Below are 22,726 nucleotides of genomic sequence, written 5' to 3'. Positions count from 1 at the left end.
GGTCGTGGCCCGCGTCATCCAGATCCGCGACGTGCCCGACGACGTGCACGACGCCCTGCGCGCCGCTGCGAGGACGCGGGGCCAGTCGCTCACGAAGTTCGTGCTCGCCGAGTTGGAACAGGTGGCCCGGCGCGCCCGCACCGTCGAGGCCGATGCGGAGGTCATCCGGCCGGCCCAGCGGGCGATCAGTGCGCACGTGCCCCGGGAGGAGGTCCTCGCCGCTCTCCACGAGGGCCGTGGCGAGTGAGGGTCGTGGACGCCGGGGTCGTCGTCCAGGTGCTGCTCGACGAGGTGGACCCGTGGCGCCTCGGGGACGAGGAACTGGGCGTTCCACACCTCCTCGACAGCGAGGTGACCAACGTGCTGCGCCGGCTCGTCCAGCGCGGACGGCTCTCAGAGGCGCAGGGTGCGGCCGCGCTCGCAGCGTTCACCGCGCTGGAGTTGCTGCGCTTCCCGGCCGACTGGTTGCGTCCGCGCATGTGGGAGTTGCGGCACGACGCGACGGCGTACGACGCGACCCACCTCGCCCTCGCCGAACTCACCGAGGCGACGTCCCTGCTGACGACGGACGCGCGACTCGCGACGGTCCCGGGGATCCGGGTCCCGGTCGAGGTGCTCTGACCGGCCGGCGCGCGCTCCGACTCTGCCGTGGGGGGGAGCAGGTCTCGCACGGCGGAGAGGGCGAGACGCCGCCGCCTACGATCGGGGCGTGATCGACCTGCGACTCGTGCGTGAGCACCCCGACCTCGTCAAGGCCAGCCAGCGCGCCCGCGGGGCCGACGAGTCCCGGGTCGACGACCTGCTCGCCGCCGACGCCGCCCGCCGCGAGGCGGTCAAGCGCACCGACGACCTGCGCGCCGAGCAGAAGGCCGCCTCCCAGGCCGTGAAGAAGGCCAGCCCCGAGGATCGGCCGGCCGTCCTCGAGCGGGCCAGGGCGCTGGCCGCGGAGGTCAAGGAGGCCGAGGAGGCGCTGCGCGCCGCGGACGCCGCGCTCCGGGAGGCGCACCTGCGCATCCCCAACGTCGTCCACGACGACGTCCCGCCCGGCGGGGAGGACGACGCGGTGACGATGCGCACCGTCGGCGAGGTCCCCACCTACGACTTCCCGGTGCGCGACCACCTGGAGATCGGCGAGGCGCTCGGCGCGATCGACATGGAGCGCGGCGCGAAGGTCTCCGGCGCCCGCTTCTACTTCCTCACCGGCCCCGGGGCGCTGCTGGAGTTCGCCCTCGCCCAGCTGGCGATCAGCCGGGCGGTCGCGGCCGGCTTCACCCCCGTCGTCGCCCCCGCCCTGGTCCGGCCGGAGGCGATGGAGGGCACCGGCTTCCTCGGCGAGCACGACGAGGAGGTCTACCGGGTCGAGCGCGACGACCTGTATCTCGTCGGCACCTCCGAGGTCGCGCTGGCCGGGATGCGCAGCAACGAGGTGCTCGACCTCTCGTCCGGGCCGCTGCGCTACGCCGGCTGGTCGTCCTGCTTCCGCCGCGAGGCCGGGTCCTACGGCAAGGACACCCGCGGCATCATCCGCGTGCACTGGTTCGACAAGGTCGAGATGTTCAGCTTCTGCCGCCCCGAGGAGGCCGCGGAGGAACACCTGCGGCTGCTGGCGTGGGAGGAGGAGTTCCTCCAGGCGCTGGAGCTGCCCTACCGGGTGGTCGACATCGCCGCCGGCGACCTGGGCACCAGCGCCGCCCGCAAGTACGACATCGAGGCGTGGTTCCCCAGCCAGGGCACCTACCGCGAGCTGACCTCGACGTCGGACTGCACGACCTTCCAGGCCCGGCGGCTGGCCATCCGGTACCGCGACGCGGACGGGAGGAACCAGACCGCGGCCACGCTCAACGGCACCCTCTGCGCCATCGCGCGCACGATCGCCTGCCTGCTCGAGGTGCACCAGCGCGCCGACGGCTCGGTGCACGTCCCCGTCGCGCTGCGGCCCTGGCTGGGCGGCGCGGAGTCCCTCACCCCGGGCATGACGCTGGCGGCGCCGGTGCCGGTCGCATGACGGCGCACCCGCCGAAGGCGCTGCCCGCCGTCGGCGTCCTGGCCGGCGCCGACTCCGTCGTCGACCTGGGCGACGTCGGCACCTGGCGGCCCAAGCTGGTGGCCAGCGACCTCGACGGCACGCTGCTGACCTCCGACGGCGAGGTCAGCCCGCGCACCCGGGCGGCGCTGACCGCCTGCTGGGACGCCGGCATCCCGGTCGTCGGGGTGACCGGCCGCGGCCCGCGGCTGCTCGACAGCGTGCGGGCCGCGCTCGACGGCCGCGGGATCGCCGTCCTCGCGCAGGGCGGGTTCGTCGTCGACCTGGAGCGCGACGAGGTGCTGCGCACGGTGGGCCTGCCGCGCGACCGGGCCATGGCGGTCATCGAGCGGATCGAGGACGTCGCCGGTGAGCTGGTCGTCGCGGTGGAGGACGCCGCCGAGCAGGGCGAGGTGCACTCCCCGCTGCGGGTGCAGCACGGGTTCGACTGGCCCTACCCCGAGCCGGCCCACCTGCTGCCGCGCCACCAGGTGCTGCCCGCGGGCGCCGTGCTCAAGGTCTTCCTGCGGTCGGCGTCGCTCGGGCAGGACGAGCTGCTGGCCCGCGCCCGCGGGGTGGTGGACCCGCAGGAGGCCGAGGTCACCCACGCCGGGCTGGGCTTCATCGAGGTGCTCCCGGCCGGCGTCACCAAGGCGTCCGGGCTCGCGATCGCGCTGGACCGCTACGGCGTCGGGTTCGGCGACGTGCTGGTCTTCGGGGACATGCCCAACGACCTGCCGATGATCGAGGCGGTGTCGGCCGCGGGCGGCCGCGCGGTCGCGGTGGCCAACGCCCACGTCGACGTCCGGGCGGCCACGCCGCTGGTCACCAGCGGTCACGACGTCGACGGGGTCGCGCACTACCTGGAGGCGGTGCTCGGTGTCTGAGCGGGTGCGCGATGTCTGACTGGCGCCCGAAGCTGATCGCCAGCGACATGGACGGCACGCTGCTGCGCTGGGACGACACGGTCAGCGAGGCGACGGTCGCCGAGCTGGAGCGCTGGCGGGCCGACGGTGTGCCGGTGGTGCTGGCCACCGGCCGGCCGCCGCGCTGGATGAGCCGCATCCGCGAGGTGCTGCGGCACGGCACCGCGGTGTGCTGCAACGGCGCGGTGCTGCTGGACCTGGGCGGCTTCCAGATCCTCGACGAGGACGCGCTGCACCCGGACGTGCTGCAGGAGGTCACCGCCGAGCTGCGGCGGCAGCAGCCCGACACCTGGTTCGCCGTCGAGTACGGCTTCGAGTTCCGCCACGAGCCGGTCTACCAGCCGCGGTGGGACGTCGACGCCCCCGGCGTGGCCGTCGCCCCCCTGGAGGAGCTGATCGCGGCACCGGTGGCCAAGCTGCTGGCCCGCCACGAGACCCTGCCGCGGGACGAGTTCGTCGCCCTCGTCGAGTCCGTGGTCGCCGACCGCGCCACGGTCACCAACTCCTCCAGCGACGCGCTGGCCGAGATCTCGGCGCTCGGCGTCACCAAGGCCACGGGGCTGGCCAAGGTCGCCGCCCGCCACGGCGTCGGACCCGAGGACGTCGTCGTCTTCGGCGACATGCCCAACGACATCGCCGCCTTCGACTGGGTCCGCGAGGCCGGCGGGCGGGCCGTGGCGATGGCCCACGCCCACCCCGACCTGCTGGCCGCGGCGACCGACGTCACCGGCACCAACGACGACGACGGCGTCGCCGCGTTCCTCGCGTCCCTGTAGCCGCGGACGGGATGGGTCGTGCACGACCTTCCTGACTGTGTGTAGTGGTTCCACTTTCGGCTCAACCCACCCGCGCCGATGTCGACACCTGCTGTCGAGGGAGTGACCGCTCCCCCTGGACACGGGCCGCCGGAGAGCGCCATGGGAAAGAGCTTGTCGATCAGCCGCCGACTGACCCTCGGCTTCCTCGTCGTCGTGCTGAGCATGGTCGGACTGACCGGCATCGGTGTGGTGCGGGTGGAGACCATCAACAGCCACCTGACGACGATCAACGACCTCAACGCGGTGAAGCAGCGGTACGCGATCAACTTCCGCGGCAGCGTCCACGACCGGGCGATCGCGCTGCGGGACGTCGTCCTGAGCGCCACCCCGGTGGAGCTGCAGCAGGAGGTCGACCTCATCGAGGAGCTGGCGGCCAAGTACACGGCGTCGGCCGGCCCCATGGACGACCTCTTCGCCGTCGAGGGCAACGTGAGCGAGGAGGAGGTCGCCGCGCTCGCCGAGATCAAGCGGATCGAGGCGCAGACCCTGCCGCTCATCGAGCAGGTCGTGGACCTCGAGCGCGCCGGGCAGCAGGCCGCGGCGCTGCAGGTGCTCACCCAGCAGGCCAAGCCGCTGTTCGTCGAGTGGTTGGGCGCGATCAACGTCCTCATCGACATGGAGGAGGCGATGAACGCGAGCCTGAGCGAGGAGGCGCGCGGGATCGCCTCGGGCTTCCTGCTCACCATGGTCCTCGTCTGCGCCGCGGCGGCCGTGCTCGCGGTCGTCATCGCCTGGCGCATCACCCGCGGCATCACCCGGCCGCTGGTGGCGGCCGAGAGCGCCTTCGCCGCCGTCGCCGAGGGCGACCTCACCCAGCGGCTCGAGGTCCGCAGCGGGGACGAGATCGGCCGCATGGCCCGCTCGACCAACGCCGCCCTGGACTCCCTCGGCCGGCTCATGGCCACCTTCTCCGAGGCGATCGCCGCGCTGACCACGGCCAGCACCCGGGTCGGTGACCTCTCGCGACGGATCTCCACCGGGGCGGAGGAGTCCTCGGCGCAGGCGGCGGTCGTCGCCGCGGCGGCGGGGGAGGTGTCCTCCAGCGTGCAGACGGTGGCGGCCGGGTCCGAGCAGATGGGCGCCTCCATCCGGGAGATCGCGCACAACGCCACCGAGGCGGCCTCGGTCGCGGAGCGGGCGGTCGTCGCCGTCGGGACGACGACCGAGACCGTGTCCCGGCTCGGGGAGTCCAGCCGCACCATCGGGGACGTCGTCAAGGTGATCTCCTCGATCGCCGAGCAGACCAACTTGCTCGCGCTCAACGCGACGATCGAGGCCGCCCGCGCGGGGGACGCCGGCAAGGGCTTCGCCGTCGTCGCCAACGAGGTCAAGGAGCTGTCGCAGGAGACCGCCAAGGCCACCGAGGACATCGCCCGGCGGGTGGAGGCGATCCAGGCCGACACCGGCAGTGCCGTGACCGCCATCGCCGAGGTCGCCGAGGTGATCACCCGGATCAACGACTACCAGACGACGATCGCCTCGGCCGTCGAGGAACAGACCGCGACGACCACCGAGATGAACCGCAGCGTCGGCGAGGCGGCCACCGGATCGGGCCAGATCGCCACCGGCATCGAGAGCGTCGCCGCGGTGGCCCGGTCCACCACCGAGCACGTCGGGGCCTCGCAGGAGGCGGCGGAGGAGCTGGCCGCCGTCTCCACCCGGCTGCGCGACCTCGTCGGCGGCTTCCGCTTCTGACGCCGTCCCGCATCCCCGTCGGCCACCGGCGGGTGGCCGCCCGACCCGCTGTCGGGGCCCGCCACCCGTCGGTGGCCGTGTCACACGTGACCCAGGGCACGCGGAGTGCGCCGTCCGGCTTGAGGTCTCCGGCGAGACGCCGACAGTGCACCCGGGACCGTCAGCGCAGGCGGTCCGTCCCTCGGACCCAGGAGAGCCCGGCATGGACGCCGCACGCACGCAGGTACCGCCCCCGACCACGCCCGACCGGACGCCGGGCCTGCTCAGCCGCGTGGGGCTGCGCGGCCGGCTGTTCGCCGCGCTGCTGCTCGTCGCCCTCACCACCCTCGCCGTCGGGGCCATCGGGGTCCAGCGGATGGGCGTGCTCAGCGACAGCGCCGAGCGGGTGTACCGGGAGGGCACCGTCCCGCTGGAGGCGCTCGAGCAGCTGCAGACCGCCTGGTGGACCCATGAGGCGTTCTCGGCCCGGTCGCTGATCGTCAGCGCGGGCCCGGAGGTCAACGCCCAGGACGCGGCGTCCGCGGCGGAGGCTCAAGAGGCCCTGGAGGCCCAGGGCGACGTGGTCGCGCAGCAGCCGCTGGCCCCGGGCGTGGCCGAGCAGTTCGCCGCCTACCAGGAGGCCGCGGGGGAGTACTTCCGGCTGCAGGTGGAGCTGCAGGGCCACCTGGCCGCGCGCGACATGCAGGCGGCGGCGGCCACCATCGGCCGGCTGAAGGGGTACGAGGCCACGGCCGTCGAGGCCTTCGGCGCGGCGACGCAGGCCCAGGCCGCCGTCGCGTCGAGCACCGCCGCGGCGGCGCGGGACGCCTACACCTCGGCCCGCACGCTGACCGTCGTCGTGGTGGCCCTCGGCCTGGCCGTCTCGGTGGTGCTGGCGCTGCTGCTGGTCCGCTCGGTGACCCGGCCGGTGCAGCGGGTGCGCGAGGTGCTCGACCGGGTCGCGGACGGCGACCTGAGCGTGCGGGTCGGCGAGACCGGCGGCGCGGAGATCGGGGAGGTCGCCCGCTCCCTGGACCACACCCTCGACTCCATCGGCCACGTGCTGACCCTGGTCGGGGACTCGGCGCAGCGTCTGGAGGGCGCGTCGCGGAAGCTGAACGCCGCGGCCGACGGGATCGCCGACAACGCGCGGACCGCGGCCGGGCAGGCCGGGGTGGTCGTGGCCTCGGCCGGCGAGGTCGCCTCCAGCGTCGACACCGTGGCGACGGGGTCCGCGCAGATGGAGACCGCGATCCGGGAGATCGCGCAGAACGCGACCGCGGCGGCCCGGGTCGCCGGTCAGGCGGTCGGCGTCGCGGAGAACACCACCCGCACCGTCGGCAAGCTGGGCGACTCCTCGCAGGAGATCGCCACGGTGGTCAAGCTGATCAACGGCATCGCCGAGCAGACCAACCTGCTCGCGCTCAACGCGACGATCGAGGCCGCCCGGGCCGGCGAGGCCGGTAAGGGCTTCGCCGTCGTGGCCAGCGAGGTCAAGGAGCTGGCGCAGGAGACGGCGCGGGCCACCGAGGACATCTCTCGACGGGTCGAGGCCATCCAGGCCGACACCGCCGGCGCGGTGGAGGCGATCGGTCAGATCAGCTCGGTGATCGGCGAGATCAACGACTTCCAGGCCACGATCGCCGCGGCCGTGGAGGAGCAGACCGCCACCACCAACGAGATGAACCGCAACGTGGCCGAGGCCGCCGGTGGCTCCCGGGACATCGCCGCGGCGATCTCCGGGCTGGCCGCCGGGACCGAGGAGACCAACACCCGGGTTGCCGACGCGCAGCGCGCCGCGGCCGAGCTGGCCCGGATGAGCGGGGAGCTGCAGGACGCCGTCCGCCGCTTCACCGTCTGACGCCCGCCGTCAGCCGGGATCAGGTGACCTGATCGTGGAGCGTCCTCCCTCACCGTGGACCGTGGGGGAGGACGCTCTGCGGTGAGGGAGGGCGCCGGTCAGGCCACCGCGTCGGCGGTGTCCGCTCCGGGTTCGGGCCGGCGGACGGTGGTGAAGCACCGGGGTCCTCGCAGTGGCCGCGCCAGCAGCCCGGCCACGCGCCGGGCCAGTGTCTGCGGGACCGCGAGGTCCTCCTGGCCGACCCGCACGACCCGGACGTCCAGGTCCCGGATCTGGTCCTCGCGCCGCTTCTCCTCCCACAGGACGTGGCCGGGCGAGCGGGCGCCGTACGGCTCGAGGTACTTGACCCGACCGTCGAACTCGATGGCGACGGCGGCGTCCTCGTACCAGGCGTCCACTCGGGCGACGAACCCGCGCGCGCCGCGGAGCTCCACCTGCAGCTCCGGCCGTGGGAGACCGGCCGCCATGAGCGCCAGTCGCCCTCGGGTCTCCAGCGGCGACTCTGCACGACCGTCCGCGAGGTCCACGGCACGAGCCGCCTCGCCGATCCCCACCCAGTGCGTCTGCGCCAGCACCGTGGACGCGACGTCGGTCCGCCGGACCAGGCGGGCGTGCAAGGCGGCATCGATCGCCACGACGGCGTCGACCAGAGACCACTCCCGGGCGCAGTCGACGAGAGTGCGCGCCGCTCCGGTGACCGCCAGCGGCCCGGCGTGGACGACGTCGCGCGCAGGGAGCGTGGCCGCCGCAACCTGGTATCCGCGTCCCCGCCGCCACTCCTCGGACTGGGTGAGCCGGACCTCCTCGCCGGCATCCCGTGGCAGGACGAGGCTGTGGAACCGGGCCGCCGAGGAGTGGCTGACCACCGGGCCGGGCCCCAACGCGGTGAGGACGGCGACGCAGTGCACGAGGTGCCGGGCTCGGTCGTCCTCTGTCAGAGCGACCCAGGCAGGCGTCTCGATGTAGATGCCGCGGCGTAGCCGGTGCCAGGCGCCGGTGCCCACGAGGGAGCGGATCTCGTCCGCTCGGTAGCCGGCTCGGCGGGCGTCGGCGACGGTGAAGACGCCGAGGCGGCGCAGGGCGACGGGCTCCAGCAGCGGGTGCACGCCGCGAGTCTGGGCACCCCAAAGCGCCGGGGGGACGGCGCGGGCAGATCTGGGGATGACGTCCTCGTCGTCCCCAATCCGCCGCGTCCTCCCCCTCCGTCGGGCGTCCTCCCCCTCCGTCGGGCGTCCTCCTGGACCGCACACCGTGCGGGAGGACACGCGACGATCAGGTCACCTGATCCCAGCCCCGGCCCCGGCCGCTTCGGTCAGAGGTACTGGCCACCTCCGGGGCGGAAGTCGGGCTGCTGCGGCGCCACCGAGGGTCCTCCGGGCAGGGCGCGGCGCCGCATCTCCTCCAGCTGCGCCCGGGCGGCCATCTGCTGGGCGAACAGCGCCGTCTGGATGCCGTGGAACACGCCCTCGAGCCAGCCCACCAGCTGCGCCTGCGCGATCCGCAGCTCGGCGTCCGACGGCGTCTCGTCCTCGGCGAAGGGCAGGGTGATCCGCTCGAGCTCCTCGCGCAGCTCCGGCGCCAGTCCCTGCTCCAGCTCGCGGATGGAGGAGGCGTGGATGTCCCGCAGCCGCTGACGGCTGGCCTCGTCGAGGGGTGCGGCGCGGACCTCTTCGAGCAGCTGCTTGATCATCGTGCCGATCCGCATGACCTTCGCCGGCTGTTCGACCATGTCGGTGACGCCGGCCGCGCCGTCCGGGGAGTCGTTGCCCCCGTCAGACGCCTGCGGCACGGGCATCGTGCCGACCGGCCGGCCGTCTGGGCCGACGACGACGACCTGCTGAGGACGCTCACTGCCGTTTCCCGGTGCGGTCATGCCCCCATCCTCCCCCGCGCCGGGCGGTGCCTGCCGGGGGCCCGTGAACACGTGCTCACCCTCCAGATCCAGCGTCTAGGGTCGAAACCCATGGGACCGGGGGAGGGACGGCTGGACGTCGCGCGCGTCCGGGGTCTGTTCCCGGGGCTCTCCGACGGACTCGTGCACGCCGAGGGGTCGGCCGGCGCCCTGCTGCCGGAGAGCGTCGTGCTCGCCGTCGCCCAGGCGATGCGCACCCCGGTGGCCGCCCGTGGTGGCGTCTTCCCGGCGTCGGCCCGCGCCGAGGGCCTGGTGGCCAGCGCCCGCGCCGCCGTCGCCGACCTGGTAGGGGGCGTCTCCACCGGGGTGGTCCTGGGCGCCAACGCGACCGCGCTCACCTACACGATGGCCCGCGCGCTGGCCCGCACCTGGCGCCCGGGCGACGAGATCGTGGTGAGCCGCCTCGACCACGACGCCAACATCCGCCCCTGGCTGCAGCTCGCGGAGTCCGCAGGCGTGGAGGTCCGCTGGGCCGAGGTGGACATCGAGACCGGCGAGCTGCCCGACTGGCAGTACGAGGAGCTGCTCACCCGGCGCACCCGGCTGGTCACCCTGACCGCGGCGAGCAGCGCCATCGGCACCCGGCCGGACGTCGCGGCCATCGCCGAGCGGGCGCACGCGGTCGGCGCGCTGGTGTACGTCGACGGGGTGCACGCCGCCGCGCACGAGCTGCTCGACGTCACCCAGCTCGGGGCGGACTTCCTCGCGGTGGCGGCGGACAAGTGGTGCGGCCCGCGGGTGGGCGCGGTGGTGGCCGACCCCGCCCTGCTCGGCGAGCTGCAGCCGGACAAGCTGGTGCCCGTTCCCGAGCGGGTCCCCGACCGGTTCGAGAGCGGCGGGCACCCCTTCGAGCTGCTGGCGGGGGTGACCGCCGCCGTCGAGCACCTCGCCGCGCTCAGCGAGGACGCCAGCGGCACCCGCCGGGAACGGCTGCGCACCTCGATGGCGGCGGTCGCCGCCTACGAGGGCGGGCTGTTCTCCTGGCTGGACCAGGCGCTGCGCGCGATGCGGCACGTGCAGGTCCTCGGTGCCGCCGCGCGCACCACGCCGACCCTGTCGTTCACCGTGGCCGGCATGCGGGCGCGCCAGGTCGCCCACGAGCTCTCCCGCCGGGGCATCTGCGCCTGGGACGGCGACTTCTACGCGCGGGAGCTGTTCGACGCCCTCGGCGCCAACGAGGAGGGCGGAGCGGTGCAGCTCGGCCTGATGCACTACAACACCGCCGAGGAGGTCGGCTACCTCGTCGACTCGGTCGCGGAGCTGCGTCCGCGCTGACTCAGCCGTCGGTGAGCAGCAGGACCTTGCCGACGTGCTCGCTGGCGTCGACCACCCGGTGCGCCTCGGCCGCGCGGGACATGGGCAGCCGCCGGTCGACGATCGGGCGGACCACCCCGCGCTCGACGTCGGGCCACACGTCGTGCCGGACGGCGGCGACGATCTCGGCCTTGCCGCCGGGACCGGTCGCCGGGCGGGCCCGCAGCGTCGTGGCGTGGACCGAGGCGCGCTTGCGCATCAGCGTGCCGAGGTCGAGTTCGGCCTTCGTCCCGCCCTGCATGCCGATGCAGACCAGCCGTCCGCCGGTGGCCAGCGCCGTGACGTTGCGGGCCAGGTACTTGGCGCCCATGTTGTCGAGGACGACGTCGACGCCCGCGCCGTCGGTCTCCTGGAGCACGCACTCGACGAAGTCCTCCTCCCGGTAGTTGATGCCGATCTCGGCACCGAGCTCCCGGCAGACGTCGAGCTTGGCCGCGGTGCCGGCGGTCGTGAACACCCGGGCGCCGGCGCGGGCGGCCAGCTGGATGGCCATCGTCCCGATGCCGCTGGATCCGCCGTGCACGAGGAAGTCGTCGCCCCGCCTGAGCCCGGCCAGCATGAACACGTTGGACCACACGGTGCAGACCACCTCGGGCAGCGCTGCGGCGGTGGCCAGCTCCACTCCGGCCGGGCGGGGCAGCAGCTGCCCGGCCGGGACGGCGACCCGCTCGGCGTAGCCGCCACCGGAGAGCAGCGCGCACACCTCGTCGCCCACCGACCAGCCGGTGACGCCCTCGCCCACCTCGCTGATGATCCCGCTGCACTCCAGGCCGAGGACGTCGCTGGCCCCGGGCGGCGGCGGGTAGTGGCCGGCCCGCTGCAGCAGGTCGGCGCGGTTGACCGCGGTGGCGACGACGTCGACGAGCACCTCGCCGGGCTGGAGGACGGGGTCGGGCACCTCGCCCCACTCCAGCACCTCGGGCCCACCCGGTCCGCTGAGAGTCACCGCGCGCATGGCCCGACCCTAGAAGGACCCCGTCCTCCCCACCCTTCGCAACCTCACGGTGGGCCCCTGGACGGCGCCGAGGGCCGAGGGGGACCCCGTCCTCGCCAACCTTCGCAAGCTCAGGGTGGGCTCCTGGACGGCGCCGAGGGCCGAGGGGGACCCCGTCCTCGCCGCCCGTCGCAGGCTCAGGGTGGGCTCCTGGACGGGGCCGAGGGCCGAGGGAGACCCCGTCCTCCCCACCCTTCGCAGGCTCAGGGTGGGCCCCTGGACGGGGCCGAGGGCCGAGGGGGACCCCGTCCTCCCCACCCGTCGCAGGCTCAGGGTGGGCCCCTGGACGGGGCCGACCACCGAGGGACGACGGCCCGGGTCACTGGTGCGGTCCAAGGCGCTGCTCAAGTCCGGCTCAAGCCCGGCCGAAGGGCGGGTCGCGAGGGTGGCGCCATGACGACGACGCTCTCCGCCCCGGCTCCCGCCGCGGCCCACTCCGCGGGCTGCCCGGTGGAGCGACGGGCCCTGCGCTCGGGCGCCCGTGACCTGGCCGCCGCCCTCACCGGCATCGCCTTCGACGCCCCCTGCTGCCCGCGCCGGCAGCGAGCGCTGGCGGCCTGCTCCGCCGGCGTGCGGACGACGGTGCGCGCGGTCGGCGACCGCGACGAGGACCTGCCCCTCCTGGCCGCCTGCGGCACCGTGGCCGCCGCGGAGCCACTGTTCGCCGCCGACGTCAGTGCCGGTGCGCCCGTCCTCGCCCGCGCGTGGAGCACGGTCGCGGACCTGCTCGGAGGTGACCCGGCCGGTTCCCACGACCACGCGCCCGGGGACCTGCTCCGGTGCGCGCGGCGGTTCCGGAGCGCCGCCGGGTCCGCGCTGGTCGCCGTCCCGTGGTTCCTGGACGCCTGCTCGCCGCGCGAGCGGGTCGAGGTGGTGATGGCCGCGCCGCGCCGGCTGCGGCTGGCGCTGCGGCTGGGCGAGGACCGCTGGCTCGCCCGCCGCGACGCCGTCCGCGCCACCTCGCCCGCCGGGGCCCACTGAACCCGCCGGAGGGCACTGAACCCGCCGGAGGGCACTGACCCCGCCCGGGCGCGCCGGCCGTGGGCCCGCCGGTGCGCCCGGAGCGGTCCTCACCCGACCGGCGAGGAGCGCCGCGCGGACCCGGAGACGGCGAGACTGCGCTCCCGCGGGAGGGCGCCGTCCACGGCGTCCGCGAGGACGCTCCCCACCGCCGCGCGCGAGACGCGCCACTCCTCGACGTCCCCGTCGGGCGAGACGGTGGCCGGCTCGTCGCCGTCGGTCAGGTACACCGGCTGGACCAGCGTCCAGTCCAGCCCGCTGTCGCGGACCAGCCGCTCCTGGCGCTCGTGGTCGGCGATCTGCGGGCGCAGCAGCAGGGCGAGCACCAGCCGGCTGGAGAGCGGCAGCCGCGTCCGCGTCTCCCCGACGCCGTAGGAGGACTGCACGACCAGGCGGCGCACCCCGGCCGAGCGCATCGCCGCGACGACGGTCCGCGTCCCGCGGGAGCGGACGTCCAGCGGCGTGCCGCGACTGCCCAGGAGCCGCACCCGCAGCGGGGACTCGCTGATGCCCAGCGCGACCACGACGGCGTCCTGCCCCCGGACCGCGCGCTCGACGTCCGCGGCGACCGTGGCGTCGCCGTCCACGGCCCGGACCCCCGCCCGCTCCTCGTACACCGCGCTCGCCCGACGGGCGAACGCGGTCACCTCGTGCCCCCGGGCGGCGAGGGCGTCGACCGCCGCCCTGCCCGACCCGCCCGTGGCCCCGACGACCAGCACCCGCATGGCCTGCTCCTCTCGGAAGGCCGGTCCTCGGTGACCGGCGTCCTCCATGGTCAGGACGCACCCGGGGCCGGCCCATGCCCGGCCGTCCACGGTCCACGACCGTTCGTCCAGCGCCCCTGGACGACGGCTCCAGCGGCGGCGAGGGTGGCGCCATGACCGATGACGGCGGAGCCGCTCCTCCGTGGACCCCGGTCGACCCGCTCGGCCGGGTCCTGTTCGACCTGCGGATCCGCGGCACCTTCTACTGCCGGGCCGAGCTCACCGAGCCGTGGGGTCTGGAGATGCCGGCCTTCGACGGGTGCATGAGCTTCCACGTCGTCACCGAGGGCAGCTGCCTGCTCGAGGTCGACGGCACGCAGCTGGTGTTGCGCAGCGGTGACCTGGCCCTGGTGCCGCACGGCCGCGGACACGTGCTGCGCAGCAGCGCGTCGGCGCGGGTGGCCGGACGGGCGGACCTGCTGCCCCAGGAGATGCTCGGCGAGCACTACTCCGTGATGCGGCTCGGCGGGGGCGGAGTGCGCGCCGGGCTGGTGTGCGGCGTGGTGGAGGCCGACCGGCCCGGCGCGGTCCACCTGGTCGAGTTGCTGCCGCCGGTCCTGCACCTCGGGACGGAGGAGACCGGGCGGCCCGGCTGGCTGCCGGTCCTCCTCGGCCTGCTGGCCGACGAGGTCCGTCACGAACGGCCGGGTGCCGAGGCCGTCGTCACCCGGCTGGCCGACGTCGTGGTCATCCAGGCGATCCGGGCGTGGATCGACGCCGGCGCCACCGGCCCGGGCTGGTTGCGCGCCCTGCGTGACCCGCAGGTGGGGCGCGCCGTGGCCCGCGTGCACCGCTCCCCGGGGGACCCGTGGACGCTCGACCGGCTGGCCCGTGAGGCACGGATGTCCCGGTCGGCGTTCGCGGCGCGGTTCACCGAGCTGGCCGGTGAGCCGGCGATGCACTACGTGACCCGGTGGCGGATGCACCTGGCCGCCGTCGCGCTCGAGGGCGGCGCGGGCGCCGGCGAGCTCGCCCGCCGGTTCGGCTACGAGTCCGAGGCTGCCTTCTCCCGCGCCTACAAGCGGGTGGTCGGCGTGCCGCCCGCGGCCACGGCCCGGCGGCGGGGGACGCCGGTCACCGACGTCCACCGCCGCGAGCTCAGTTGGCGGCCTTGAGGTCCTTGCGCAGGATCTTGCCCGCCGCGGACTTCGGCACCGCCTCGATGAACTCCACGAACCGGATCTTCTTGTGCGGGGCCACGCGGCCGGCCATGAACTCCATGACCGCCTCGGGCGTGAGCGAGGACCCCGGCGTCCGGACGACGAAGGCCTTGGGCAGCTCCTCGCCGCTCTCCTTCTCCGGGACGCCGATGACCGCGGCGTCGGCGATCTCCGGGTGGGTGAGCAGCACCGCCTCCAGCTCGGCCGGGGCGACCTGGTAGCCCTTGTACTTGATCAGCTCCTTCACCCGGTCGACCACCGTGTATCGGCCGTGGTCGTCGACGATCGCGACGTCGCCGGTGTGCAGCCAGCCCTCGCCGTCCAGGGTGTCGGCGGTGGCCTGCGGGTTGTTCAGGTAACCCTTCATCACCTGCGGCCCGCGGACCCACAGCTCGCCGCGCTGACCGGTCGGTGCGTCCTCGCCGGTGGCCGGGTCCACGAGCCGGCACTCGGTGTTGGGCAGTGCGTAGCCGACCGAGCCCTTGGGCACCTCGCTGGTGACGCCGGGCGGCTCCTGTCCGGCGTCCGGCGTGCTGTGCGACACCGGTGACAGCTCGGTCATGCCGTAGCCCTGGGCGACGGTGACCCCGGTGTCGGCGCCCTTGCGCAGCCGGCTCTGCGCGGCCAGCGCCAGCTGCTCGTCCAGCGGTGCGGCCCCGGAGGTGATGGTGCGCAGGGAGGACAGGTCGTACTGGTCGACCAGCGGGTGCTTGGCCAGCGCCAGCACGATGGGCGGCGCCACGAAGGCGCGGGTGATCTTCTGGTCCTGCAGCGTGCGCAGGAAGTCCTCGAGGTCGAAGCGGGGCAGCGTCACCACAGTGCCGCCGATGGCCAGGCCCTGGTTCATGAGGACCGTCAGGCCGTAGATGTGGAAGAACGGCAGGACGGCGATGATCCGCTCGTCGCCCTCGTGGACGTCCATGATCGGCCGCATCTGGGCCACGTTCGCCACCAGGTTGCGGTGGGTGAGCATGACCCCCTTCGGCAGCCCGGTGGTGCCGCTGGAGTAGGGCAGCGTGACCAGGTCGGTGGCCGGGTCGATGTCGACCTGCACCGACGGCGCGTCGGTGCTGAGCAGGTCGAGCAGGGAGGCGTGGCCCTCCGCGCCGTCCATGACGACGACCTCGTCGACCGGGGCCTGGGCGACGGCGGCCTGCACCCGCTCGAGGAACGGCGAGACGGTGATGACCACCTTGGCGCCGGAGTCGCGCAGCTGGAAGGCGATCTCGTCGGGCGTGTACAGCGAGTTGATCGGCGACATCACGCAGCCGGCCGCGGCGATGCCGTGGAACACGACCGGGTACCAGGGTGTGTTCGGGCAGAAGATCGCGACGACGTCCCCCTTGCGGAGGCCGCGGGCGTGCAGGGCCGCGGCGACGCGGTCGACGTAGGCGGCGAGCTGGCCGTGGGTGATGGTGTCGCCCTTGAGCCCGTCGACCAGGGCCGGGGCGTCGGGCCGGGCACCGCCGGCCCTCAGGACGTAGGCGGGGACCGAGAGGTCGGGGATCTCGACGTCGGGGTAGAGGCTGGCCAGCGCCACGGAGGAGCTCCTTCACGGGTCAGGTGTGGCGCCAGTCTCACATCCGCGGCGGCCTCAGCCACAGGGGGTCACCCACCGGTGGCGGCCCGGGTCACCGCGGCCAGAGCACCGACTGGGTGCAGCGGAACAGCGCGATGGTCCTCCCCGACCCGGCCTCGCGGACCACGGCGTCCCACACCTGCGTCGTCCGGCCGGCGTGGGCGTTGGTCGCCACCGTGGCGATCCGGCCCTCCCGCGCCGTGCCGAGGAAGTTGGTCTTCAGCTCGAGCGTGGTGAAGCCGACCGATCCCTCGGGCAGCAGCGCGCGCGTGGCCAGGCCGCAGGAGGTGTCGGCCAGCCCGACGACGGTGGCCGCGTGCAGGTAGCCGTTGGGCGCGAGCAGCTCCGGCCGCACGTAGAGCGCCGCCTCCAGCCGGCCGGGCTCGTGGGCGGTGATGACCAGCCCCAGCAGGCCCGGGAGGGTGCCCGGGAGCAGCGCGTTGAGCTCGTCGGCGGTGTGGAACCCGGTGGCGGCCATGGGCGGAACCTATCGAGGCGCCCGGGCCGCCACCCGTGGTCAGCCGTTGCCCGCGGTCTCCCACAGGCCGATGACGTTGCCCTCGGGGTCCGTGACGTACGCAGCGAAGCCCATGTCCCCGACGGCCATCCTGGGTGTCACCGTGGAGCCGCCCAGCTCACCGACCCGCTCCAGCGCGACGTCGATGCTCTCCACGTCCACGACGATGATCGGGCCCGTCGACGGGCTGCCCTCGCGGGCCATCATCCCGCCGTTGATGAAGCCCGGCTCCGTCGGTCCCTGGTCACCGCTCGGGCCCGACATGACCAGCGTGTAGGCCATGTCGGGCATCTCCTGGACCTGCCAGCCGAAGGCCTCCTTGTAGAAGCTGCGCGCCCGGTCCCCGTCGTCGAAGGGGAGCTCGAAGTGCACGACCCTGCCGCTCATCTGTGCCACCTCCTGGTCCGGCGTGCGGCGCAGGGTAGGCCGGTCGGGACGCCGCGACCAGGGGTCTCAGGCCAGGCCGCGGGTGGTCCGCGCGGGCGGGCGGTCCCCCCGGATCGAGGCCACCATGTCCAGCGTCTGCCGGGTCGCGGCGACGTCGTGCGCCCGGAAGACCGTCGCGCCGAGCCAGGCGCTCACCGCGGTCGCCGCGAGGGTCCCGGTCAGCCGCTGCGCGAGCGGGACGTCGAGGGTCTCGCCGACGAAGTCCTTGTTGGACAGCGCCACGAGCACCGGCCAGCCGGTGGCCACCAGCTCGTCCAGTCGCCGGGTCGCCTCCAGGGAGTGCCGGGTGTTCTTGCCGAAGTCGTGCCCGGGGTCGACCAGCACCCGGTCCCGCGCCACGCCGGCCGCGACCGCCGCCTCGGCCAGGGCCGTCGTCCGCGTGACGACGTCATCGACCACGTCGTCGTAGGTGACCCGGTGCGGCCGGGTGCGCGGCGGCAGCCCGCCCGCGTGGGTGCAGACCAGGCCGGCGCCGCCCGCGGCGGCGACACCGGCCAGCTCCGGGTCGACCCCGCCCCACGCGTCGTTGACGACGTCGGCGCCGGCGGCGAGGGCCTCCCGCGCCACCTCGGCGCGCCAGGTGTCGATCGAGATGGGCAGCGACGGGTGCGCCGCGCGGATGGCGGCGACGAGGTCGACGGTGCGCCGGATCTCCTCGGCGGCGTCCACCTCGTCCCCCGGGGCGGCCTTCACCCCGCCGACGTCCACCATGTCCGCGCCCTCGGCGACCACCCGGTCCACCCGCTCGACCGCGGCCGCCAGCTCGTAGGTCGCGCCGCGGTCGTAGAAGGAGTCCGGGGTGCGGTTGACGATCGCCATGACGACGAACCGGCCGGCCGGCACGTCGAGGGCCCCCAGTCGCAGCACGCGGTCACCCAACCACGCCACCGGCAGGCCCGTTCCGGCCCCGGTCCCGAGGCTCGCCGCGGCCCGTCCCGGGTCCCGCCCCGAGCCTGCGCGAAGGGTGGGGAGGACGGGGCCCTTCCACGGTGAGGGGGACGGGGCCCCCTCTCAGTCGACGAGGGCCTGGTTGACCAGCCCGCGGAGGTGGTTGCGGATCGGCAGCGTGCTCGAGGGCAGCAGCTGGGTGTAGAAGCCGACGGTGACGTCCTCGACCGGGTCCACGTAGAACGCGGTGGACGCCGCCCCGCCCCAGCTGTAGTCGCCGGCGCTGGCCACCACGCCGTAGCGCACCGGGTCGATGACCATCGAGAAGCCCAGGCCGAAGCCCACCCCGCGCAGCGGCGTCTCGGCGAACAGCGGCCGGCCGAAGGTCTCCAGGTCGGCGTTGCCGGGCAGGTGGTTGCGGGTCATGTGCGCGATCGTGCGGGGGCCCAGCAGCCGCCCGCCGTCGTGGGCGCCGCCCCGGCGCAGCAGCTCGGTGAAGCGCAGGTAGTCCCCGGCGGTGGAGACCAGGCCGCCGCCGCCGGAGAGGAAGGTCGGCGTGCGCAGCGCCGCGGCGCCCATCGTGTCCAGCGGTGCGTAGCCGGTGGGCGCGCCGCCGGGCTGCCCGGGGACGGCGGTGTACAGGCGGGCCAGCGACTCGGGGTCGTCGCCGTCGCGCAGCCCGAAGGAGGTGTCCCGCATGCCGAGCGGGGCGAAGATGCGCTGCTCGAAGAACTGGTCGAGCGGCTGACCGGAGAGCACCTCGACCAGCCGGCCGAGGACGTCGGTGGAGACGCCGTAGTTCCACTCGGAGCCGGGCTGGAACACCAGGGGGATCGCCGCCCACTGCCGGCAGACCGCGGCGGAGTCCGCGCCCGCCGGGGTGCCCCACTCGTGGCCCGCGGCCCGGTACATCGCGTCGACCGGGTGGGCGTGGTGGAAGCCGTAGGTCAGCCCGGAGGTGTGGGTGAGCAGGTGCCACACCCGGATCGGCTCGGTCTGCGGCGCGGTCACCGGCTTCTGCGCGGAGCCGGCCACGTACACGCGGGTCTCGGCGAACTCCGGCAGCCACTTCGCGATCGGGTCGGAGAGCTCGAAGGCGCCCTCCTCGTACAGCATCATCGCCGCGACCGAGGTGATCGGCTTGGTCATCGAGTAGATGCGCCAGCGGGTGTCGGTCTCGACCGGCAGGCCCGCCTCGACGTCCCGGTACCCGTAGCGGCCGACGTGCACCAGCCGGCCGTGCCGGGCCACGGTCACGAGGAAGCCGGGGAGCTGCCCGTCGTCCACCCAGCGGGCCAGCCGCCGGTCGATGCGGGCCATCCGGCCGGGGTCGAAGCCGACCTCGGCGGGGTCGGTGTCCACCTGGAGCGCCGTCGTCACGTGTCCTCCGTTCCCGGGACCCCGCCCGCCGTCGGGCGGCGCCTGCCCCCGCATCCTGGCGCACGACGCTGTGGGCCAGGCCACACGGGGCAGCCGCCGGCCCGACGAGCCGGGCGTGCGGTCGATCAGACCGGCACGTTGCTGGCGGCCTTCTTCAGGTTGGAGCCCGCGGTCACCTTGACGGTGTTGGCGGCGGGGATGTCGATGGACTCGCCGGTCTGCGGGTTGCGGCCGGTGCGCGCCGAGCGCTGCGTGCGCTCGACGGTCAGCAGGCCGGAGACGGCGACCTTCTCACCGCGGGTGATGGCGTCGACGAGCTCGTCCTGGAGCCCGGCGAGCACCGAGTCGACGGTCGAGGTGGGCACGTCGGCGCGCTTGGCGATGGCGGAGACGAGTTCGGCCTTGTTCACGGGGTTCCTTCCGCGTCGGTGACTACAGCTGCCGCCTCGGCGGATCTGCCGAGGTCGGACCGGGGGCACGGTGCCATGCCGGTCTGACAGCCCGCCACCGAGGGGGTCGAACGGGTCCCTCACGTCCCACCGGTCCCTCTGGGGCCCACCCTGCCCGGACGGCGCCCCGGCCCTCGCGCAGGATCCCGTCGCCGGCCCCGCCCCGAGCCTGCGAGGGGGGCGGGGTGCGCCGTGGCCGTTGGCCCCGTCCAGGGGCCCCGCCCCGAGCCTGCGAGGGGTGGGGGGACGGGGTGCGCCGTGGCCGTTGGCCCCGTCCAGGGGCCCCGCCCCGAGCCTGCGAGGGGTGGGGAGGGCGGGGTGCGCCGTGGCCGTTGGCCCCGTCCAGGGGCCCCGCCCCGAGCCTGCGAGGGGTGGGGAGGACGGGGTGCGCCGTGGCCGTTGGCCCCGTCCAGGGGCCCGCCCCGAGCCTGCGAGGGGTGGGGAGGACGGGGTCCTTCTAGCGTGGGTCCATGCCACGGATCCCCGGGACCGACCTGACCGTCAGCGACCTCTGCCTGGGCGGCAACGTGTTCGGCTGGACGGCGGACGAGCCGACGTCCTATGCCCTGCTGGACCGGTTCGCCGACGCCACCCCCAGCACCCAGGCGCCGTTCGTCGACACGGCGGAGTCCTACGGCAGGGGCCGTTCGGAGGAGATCCTGGGCGGTTGGATGGCCGAGCGCGGGATGCGCGACCGCGTGGTGGTGGCGACCAAGGCCTCTCGCCTGGAGAAGGAGCACCCGCTGTCGGCGCGGGAGATCCGGACGGCGGCCGAGGGGTCGCTGCGGCGGCTGCAGACCGACCGGATCGACCTCTACTACGCCCACTACGACGACGAGACGACGCCGCTGGAGGAGACCCTGCAGGCGTTCGACGAACTGGTGCAGGCGGGGAAGGTCCGGTACGCGGCGGCGTCGAACTACTCGGCCGATCGGCTGACCGAGGCGCGGGAGACCGCCGAGCGGCTGGGCACCACCGGCTACGTCGCCCTGCAGCCGCACTACAACCTGATGGAACGGTCGGCCTACGAGGCCGAGCTGCGCGACGTCGTCGCCGCCCAGGGGATGGGCGTGCTGCCGTACTTCGCGCTGGCCAAGGGCTTCCTGACCGGGAAGTACCGGCCGGGGGAGCAGGTGGACTCGCCGCGGGCGCAGGGCGCCGCGGCGTACGTGGGGGAGCGGGGCGAACGGGTGCTCACGGCGCTGCAGCAGGTGGCCGACGCCCACGGGGCGACCGGCGCGGCGGTGGCGCTGCGCTGGCTGGCCGACCAGCCCACCGTCGTCTCGCCGATCGCCAGCGGACGCTCGGTCGACCAGCTGGCCGGCCTGCTGCCGATGCAGGACCTGGTGCTCACCGACGAGGAGCGGCGGCTGCTCACCGACGCGTCGGCCTGACCGGAGGGGACGGGTGCGGGGAACCCGCACCCGTCCCCTCCGGTGCCGTCAGACGCTGTGGACGTGCTCGCGGACGGCGGCGTCGGAGTCGGTGCCGGGTTCGGCCATCCCGTGCGCCTCGACCGCGTGCCGGCGGGTCTGGACGAGGATCCCGTCCTCGTCCGGGGCGGTGAACGTGGCCCCGCACCCGGGGATGATGTCGCCGCAGGCGAAGGTCTTCATCGCTGTCTCCTGGTTCGTCGTGCGGGCCGGGGCGCCCGGGTGGGCGGCCGGGGTCCTGGGTGTGCGGTGGGTGGCCGGGGACTGGGTGTGCGGTGGGTGGCCGGGGTCCGGGGGGCTCACCGGGCAGCCGCAGCCGAGGCGAGGTCCTCGACCCGCAGGAGGCCCAGGACGGCACCGGTCGGGTCGGTGCAGAGGACCGGGTCGAAGCGCTGCGCCGGCGGCCGGGTGAGCGCCCGCTGCAGGGTCTGGGTGACGTCGGCCGACGGGGGCACGCGCAGGGACACCGGGGCGGTGTGGACCTCCGCGGTGCGGGGGTCGGCCAGCAGCAGGCCGGTCGGCTCGCCGTGCGCGCCGAGGAGGACCGCGGGCGGGACGCCGGGGTGCGGCGTCCCGGTCTCCCACTGGCGGACCGGGCGCAGCAGGCTGGTCACGCTCTCGGTCAGCCGCGCCCGCGCCACCTGGGCACGCACCAGCCGGGCCACCTCCGGCGCCAGCGGCTCGAACACCGGCGCCGGGCGGCCGAGCAGCCAGCCCTGTGCCAGCGGGACGCCGAGCCGGGCCAGCGCGGCCAGCTCACCGCTGGTCTCGACGCCCTCGGCCAGCAACCAGGCGTCGATCCGGCCGGCGAACTCCCCGACCATCTCGGTCAGGGCCGCCCGGACGGGGTCGGTGTCGACGTCGGTGACCAGCGCCCGGTCCAGCTTGACCAGCTGCGGCCGGACGACCGCCATCTGCTGCAGGCCCGAGTACCCGGAGCCGGCGTCGTCCAGGGCGATGAGCGCGCCCCGGGCCCGGAGCTCCTCGACCTGGCGGCGCAGCGCGGTGAGGTCGTCCACGGGCGTGTGCTCGGTCAGCTCGACGACCACCCGGTTCAGGTCGGGGCGGCCGGCGAACGCCTGCCGGACGCAGGCGGCGCCCAGCAGGTGCGGGCTGATGTTGACGGTGAGGAAGGTGTCGGCGGGCAGCATCGGGACGGCGGCCAGCGCCTTGGTGACGGCCAGCGCCTCCAGTTCGGCGGCCAGGCCGCAGTCGGTGGCGGCGGCGAACCAGACCTCGGGCCCCGCCGTGCCCGGGAAGCGGGAGAGGGCCTCGTAGCCGGTGACGCGTGCGGCGGCGAGGTCCACGATCGGCTGGAACACCATCGTCAGGTCGTCGGGGTCGGCGAGCAGCGGCCGGCAGTCCGGCAGCGCGCTCGTTCGGGGAACCGACATGCCGCCCCATCGGCCGTGCGGGACGGGCCCTTGACCAGCCGGCCGGCGGTCCTCCCCCCGAGGAGGGAGCAACCGGGGGACGCGCGATCGGGGGACGATGCCGTTCCACCGGGGGTGGTCGTGTCAGCATGGTCTGTCGCGGCTCACCGGGGAGTCGGCTGCACCAGCGGGAC

The 22,726-nt window shown here is 74.8% G+C and carries 23 protein-coding genes; 11 read left to right on the top strand and 12 right to left on the bottom strand.

Features of this window, described 5'->3' with window-relative positions; genetic code table 11:
* Positions 1 to 4: 4 nt before the first annotated feature.
* The 7 genes from ACI79C_RS05830 to ACI79C_RS05800 all read left to right on the top strand — a co-directional run bounded on the left by ACI79C_RS05830 (position 5) and on the right by ACI79C_RS05800 (position 7,302).
* A complete protein-coding gene (locus tag ACI79C_RS05830) occupies positions 5 to 247 on the top strand; it encodes a FitA-like ribbon-helix-helix domain-containing protein (RefSeq protein ID WP_456944679.1) in 243 nt (80 codons plus the stop codon).
* Positions 244 to 621, top strand: coding sequence for a type II toxin-antitoxin system VapC family toxin (locus tag ACI79C_RS05825; protein ID WP_456944678.1), 378 nt, complete (start codon positions 244 to 246; stop codon positions 619 to 621). The genes ACI79C_RS05830 and ACI79C_RS05825 overlap by 4 nt, the downstream gene beginning before the upstream one ends.
* Before the next feature lie 88 nt (positions 622 to 709).
* Positions 710 to 2,005, top strand: a complete 1,296-nt coding sequence (gene serS / locus ACI79C_RS05820) for a serine--tRNA ligase (protein WP_456944677.1) — start codon at positions 710 to 712, stop codon at positions 2,003 to 2,005.
* Positions 2,002 to 2,910 carry an HAD family hydrolase gene (locus ACI79C_RS05815; RefSeq protein WP_456944676.1) on the top strand — a complete coding sequence of 303 codons (909 nt, stop codon included), beginning with the start codon at positions 2,002 to 2,004 and terminating at the stop codon, positions 2,908 to 2,910. The genes serS and ACI79C_RS05815 overlap by 4 nt, the downstream gene beginning before the upstream one ends.
* 11 nt (positions 2,911 to 2,921) lie before the next feature.
* Complete coding sequence (locus ACI79C_RS05810) at positions 2,922 to 3,725, top strand: HAD family hydrolase (protein WP_456944675.1); 804 nt, start codon at positions 2,922 to 2,924, stop codon at positions 3,723 to 3,725.
* Positions 3,726 to 3,866: 141 nt separating this feature from the next.
* Entirely contained in the window at positions 3,867 to 5,462 is a 1,596-nt protein-coding gene (locus ACI79C_RS05805; protein WP_456944674.1) for a methyl-accepting chemotaxis protein, read from the top strand.
* Positions 5,463 to 5,664: 202 nt separating this feature from the next.
* Positions 5,665 to 7,302: a methyl-accepting chemotaxis protein gene (locus tag ACI79C_RS05800; RefSeq protein ID WP_456944673.1), complete on the top strand. Its 1,638-nt coding sequence runs from the start codon at positions 5,665 to 5,667 to the stop codon at positions 7,300 to 7,302.
* Positions 7,303 to 7,400: 98 nt separating this feature from the next.
* On the opposite strand, the gene ACI79C_RS05795 is transcribed toward ACI79C_RS05800, so the two are convergent.
* Together ACI79C_RS05795 and ACI79C_RS05790 are read right to left on the bottom strand one after the other, a co-directional pair.
* Complete coding sequence (locus ACI79C_RS05795; RefSeq protein ID WP_456944672.1) at positions 7,401 to 8,408, bottom strand: type IV toxin-antitoxin system AbiEi family antitoxin domain-containing protein; 1,008 nt, start codon at positions 8,406 to 8,408, stop codon at positions 7,401 to 7,403.
* Between the two features lie 206 nt (positions 8,409 to 8,614).
* Entirely contained in the window at positions 8,615 to 9,175 is a 561-nt protein-coding gene (locus tag ACI79C_RS05790; protein ID WP_456944671.1) for a bacterial proteasome activator family protein, read from the bottom strand.
* Positions 9,176 to 9,265: 90 nt separating this feature from the next.
* Between ACI79C_RS05790 and ACI79C_RS05785 the strand changes: the two genes are divergently transcribed.
* Positions 9,266 to 10,489: a cysteine desulfurase-like protein gene (locus ACI79C_RS05785; RefSeq protein WP_456944670.1), complete on the top strand. Its 1,224-nt coding sequence runs from the start codon at positions 9,266 to 9,268 to the stop codon at positions 10,487 to 10,489.
* A 1-nt stretch (position 10,490) separates the two neighbouring features.
* On the opposite strand, the gene ACI79C_RS05780 is transcribed toward ACI79C_RS05785, so the two are convergent.
* Positions 10,491 to 11,483 (bottom strand): NAD(P)H-quinone oxidoreductase, encoded by a 993-nt coding sequence (locus ACI79C_RS05780; protein ID WP_456944669.1) that lies wholly within the window; start codon positions 11,481 to 11,483, stop codon positions 10,491 to 10,493.
* 432 nt (positions 11,484 to 11,915) lie between these two features.
* Here ACI79C_RS05780 and ACI79C_RS05775 point away from each other — a divergent pair, with 432 nt between their 5' ends.
* Positions 11,916 to 12,503, top strand: coding sequence for a hypothetical protein (locus tag ACI79C_RS05775; RefSeq protein ID WP_456944668.1), 588 nt, complete (start codon positions 11,916 to 11,918; stop codon positions 12,501 to 12,503).
* 89 nt (positions 12,504 to 12,592) lie between these two features.
* Here the strand turns inward: ACI79C_RS05775 and ACI79C_RS05770 are convergent, their stop codons facing one another.
* Positions 12,593 to 13,267, bottom strand: coding sequence for an NAD(P)-dependent oxidoreductase (locus ACI79C_RS05770; protein WP_456944667.1), 675 nt, complete (start codon positions 13,265 to 13,267; stop codon positions 12,593 to 12,595).
* 152 nt (positions 13,268 to 13,419) lie between these two features.
* Here ACI79C_RS05770 and ACI79C_RS05765 point away from each other — a divergent pair, with 152 nt between their 5' ends.
* The gene (locus tag ACI79C_RS05765) at positions 13,420 to 14,421 is read left to right on the top strand and encodes an AraC family transcriptional regulator (protein WP_456944666.1); all 1,002 of its coding nucleotides are present in this window, start codon (positions 13,420 to 13,422) and stop codon (positions 14,419 to 14,421) included.
* On the opposite strand, the gene ACI79C_RS05760 is transcribed toward ACI79C_RS05765, so the two are convergent.
* From ACI79C_RS05760 to ACI79C_RS05735, 6 genes are all read right to left on the bottom strand, one after another.
* Complete coding sequence (locus ACI79C_RS05760; RefSeq protein ID WP_456944665.1) at positions 14,405 to 16,006, bottom strand: 4-coumarate--CoA ligase family protein; 1,602 nt, start codon at positions 16,004 to 16,006, stop codon at positions 14,405 to 14,407. The genes ACI79C_RS05765 and ACI79C_RS05760 overlap by 17 nt on opposite strands.
* 91 nt (positions 16,007 to 16,097) lie before the next feature.
* Positions 16,098 to 16,523, bottom strand: coding sequence for a PaaI family thioesterase (locus tag ACI79C_RS05755; RefSeq protein ID WP_456944664.1), 426 nt, complete (start codon positions 16,521 to 16,523; stop codon positions 16,098 to 16,100).
* 39 nt (positions 16,524 to 16,562) lie between these two features.
* A complete protein-coding gene (locus ACI79C_RS05750) occupies positions 16,563 to 16,949 on the bottom strand; it encodes a VOC family protein (RefSeq protein WP_456944663.1) in 387 nt (128 codons plus the stop codon).
* Positions 16,950 to 17,015: 66 nt separating this feature from the next.
* The gene (gene folP, locus ACI79C_RS05745) at positions 17,016 to 17,876 is read right to left on the bottom strand and encodes a dihydropteroate synthase (RefSeq protein ID WP_456944662.1); all 861 of its coding nucleotides are present in this window, start codon (positions 17,874 to 17,876) and stop codon (positions 17,016 to 17,018) included.
* 144 nt (positions 17,877 to 18,020) lie between these two features.
* A complete protein-coding gene (locus ACI79C_RS05740; protein WP_456944661.1) occupies positions 18,021 to 19,277 on the bottom strand; it encodes a serine hydrolase domain-containing protein in 1,257 nt (418 codons plus the stop codon).
* Between the two features lie 125 nt (positions 19,278 to 19,402).
* The gene (locus tag ACI79C_RS05735) at positions 19,403 to 19,687 is read right to left on the bottom strand and encodes an HU family DNA-binding protein (protein ID WP_091223132.1); all 285 of its coding nucleotides are present in this window, start codon (positions 19,685 to 19,687) and stop codon (positions 19,403 to 19,405) included.
* A gap of 509 nt (positions 19,688 to 20,196) precedes the next feature.
* Here ACI79C_RS05735 and ACI79C_RS05730 point away from each other — a divergent pair.
* Entirely contained in the window at positions 20,197 to 21,120 is a 924-nt protein-coding gene (locus ACI79C_RS05730) for an aldo/keto reductase (protein ID WP_456944660.1), read from the top strand.
* A 48-nt stretch (positions 21,121 to 21,168) separates the two neighbouring features.
* On the opposite strand, the gene ACI79C_RS05725 is transcribed toward ACI79C_RS05730, so the two are convergent.
* Together ACI79C_RS05725 and ACI79C_RS05720 are read right to left on the bottom strand one after the other, a co-directional pair.
* Complete coding sequence (locus ACI79C_RS05725) at positions 21,169 to 21,342, bottom strand: DUF1059 domain-containing protein (protein WP_456944659.1); 174 nt, start codon at positions 21,340 to 21,342, stop codon at positions 21,169 to 21,171.
* Positions 21,343 to 21,458: 116 nt separating this feature from the next.
* Positions 21,459 to 22,553 carry an EAL domain-containing protein gene (locus tag ACI79C_RS05720; RefSeq protein WP_456944658.1) on the bottom strand — a complete coding sequence of 365 codons (1,095 nt, stop codon included), beginning with the start codon at positions 22,551 to 22,553 and terminating at the stop codon, positions 21,459 to 21,461.
* Positions 22,554 to 22,726 lie beyond the last annotated feature (173 nt).

Source organism: Geodermatophilus sp. SYSU D00697, from assembly GCF_054050175.1.
This window is presented reverse-complemented; position numbering and strand designations above follow the sequence as displayed.

Excerpts from the sequence above, each read along its gene's own strand:
- ACI79C_RS05765 (WP_456944666.1), top strand. The coding sequence starts at position 13,420 with ATGACCGATGACGGCGGAGCCGCTCCTCCGTGGACCCCGGTCGACCCG.
- ACI79C_RS05755 (WP_456944664.1), bottom strand. The coding sequence starts at position 16,523 with ATGGCCGCCACCGGGTTCCACACCGCCGACGAGCTCAACGCGCTGCTC.
- ACI79C_RS05785 (WP_456944670.1), top strand. The coding sequence starts at position 9,266 with ATGGGACCGGGGGAGGGACGGCTGGACGTCGCGCGCGTCCGGGGTCTG.
- ACI79C_RS05780 (WP_456944669.1), bottom strand. The coding sequence starts at position 11,483 with ATGCGCGCGGTGACTCTCAGCGGACCGGGTGGGCCCGAGGTGCTGGAG.
- ACI79C_RS05790 (WP_456944671.1), bottom strand. The coding sequence starts at position 9,175 with ATGACCGCACCGGGAAACGGCAGTGAGCGTCCTCAGCAGGTCGTCGTC.
- ACI79C_RS05725 (WP_456944659.1), bottom strand. The coding sequence starts at position 21,342 with ATGAAGACCTTCGCCTGCGGCGACATCATCCCCGGGTGCGGGGCCACG.
- ACI79C_RS05815 (WP_456944676.1), top strand. The coding sequence starts at position 2,002 with ATGACGGCGCACCCGCCGAAGGCGCTGCCCGCCGTCGGCGTCCTGGCC.
- ACI79C_RS05730 (WP_456944660.1), top strand. The coding sequence starts at position 20,197 with ATGCCACGGATCCCCGGGACCGACCTGACCGTCAGCGACCTCTGCCTG.
- ACI79C_RS05800 (WP_456944673.1), top strand. The coding sequence starts at position 5,665 with ATGGACGCCGCACGCACGCAGGTACCGCCCCCGACCACGCCCGACCGG.
- ACI79C_RS05775 (WP_456944668.1), top strand. The coding sequence starts at position 11,916 with ATGACGACGACGCTCTCCGCCCCGGCTCCCGCCGCGGCCCACTCCGCG.
- ACI79C_RS05770 (WP_456944667.1), bottom strand. The coding sequence starts at position 13,267 with ATGCGGGTGCTGGTCGTCGGGGCCACGGGCGGGTCGGGCAGGGCGGCG.
- ACI79C_RS05720 (WP_456944658.1), bottom strand. The coding sequence starts at position 22,553 with ATGTCGGTTCCCCGAACGAGCGCGCTGCCGGACTGCCGGCCGCTGCTC.
- ACI79C_RS05805 (WP_456944674.1), top strand. The coding sequence starts at position 3,867 with ATGGGAAAGAGCTTGTCGATCAGCCGCCGACTGACCCTCGGCTTCCTC.
- ACI79C_RS05750 (WP_456944663.1), bottom strand. The coding sequence starts at position 16,949 with ATGAGCGGCAGGGTCGTGCACTTCGAGCTCCCCTTCGACGACGGGGAC.
- ACI79C_RS05810 (WP_456944675.1), top strand. The coding sequence starts at position 2,922 with ATGTCTGACTGGCGCCCGAAGCTGATCGCCAGCGACATGGACGGCACG.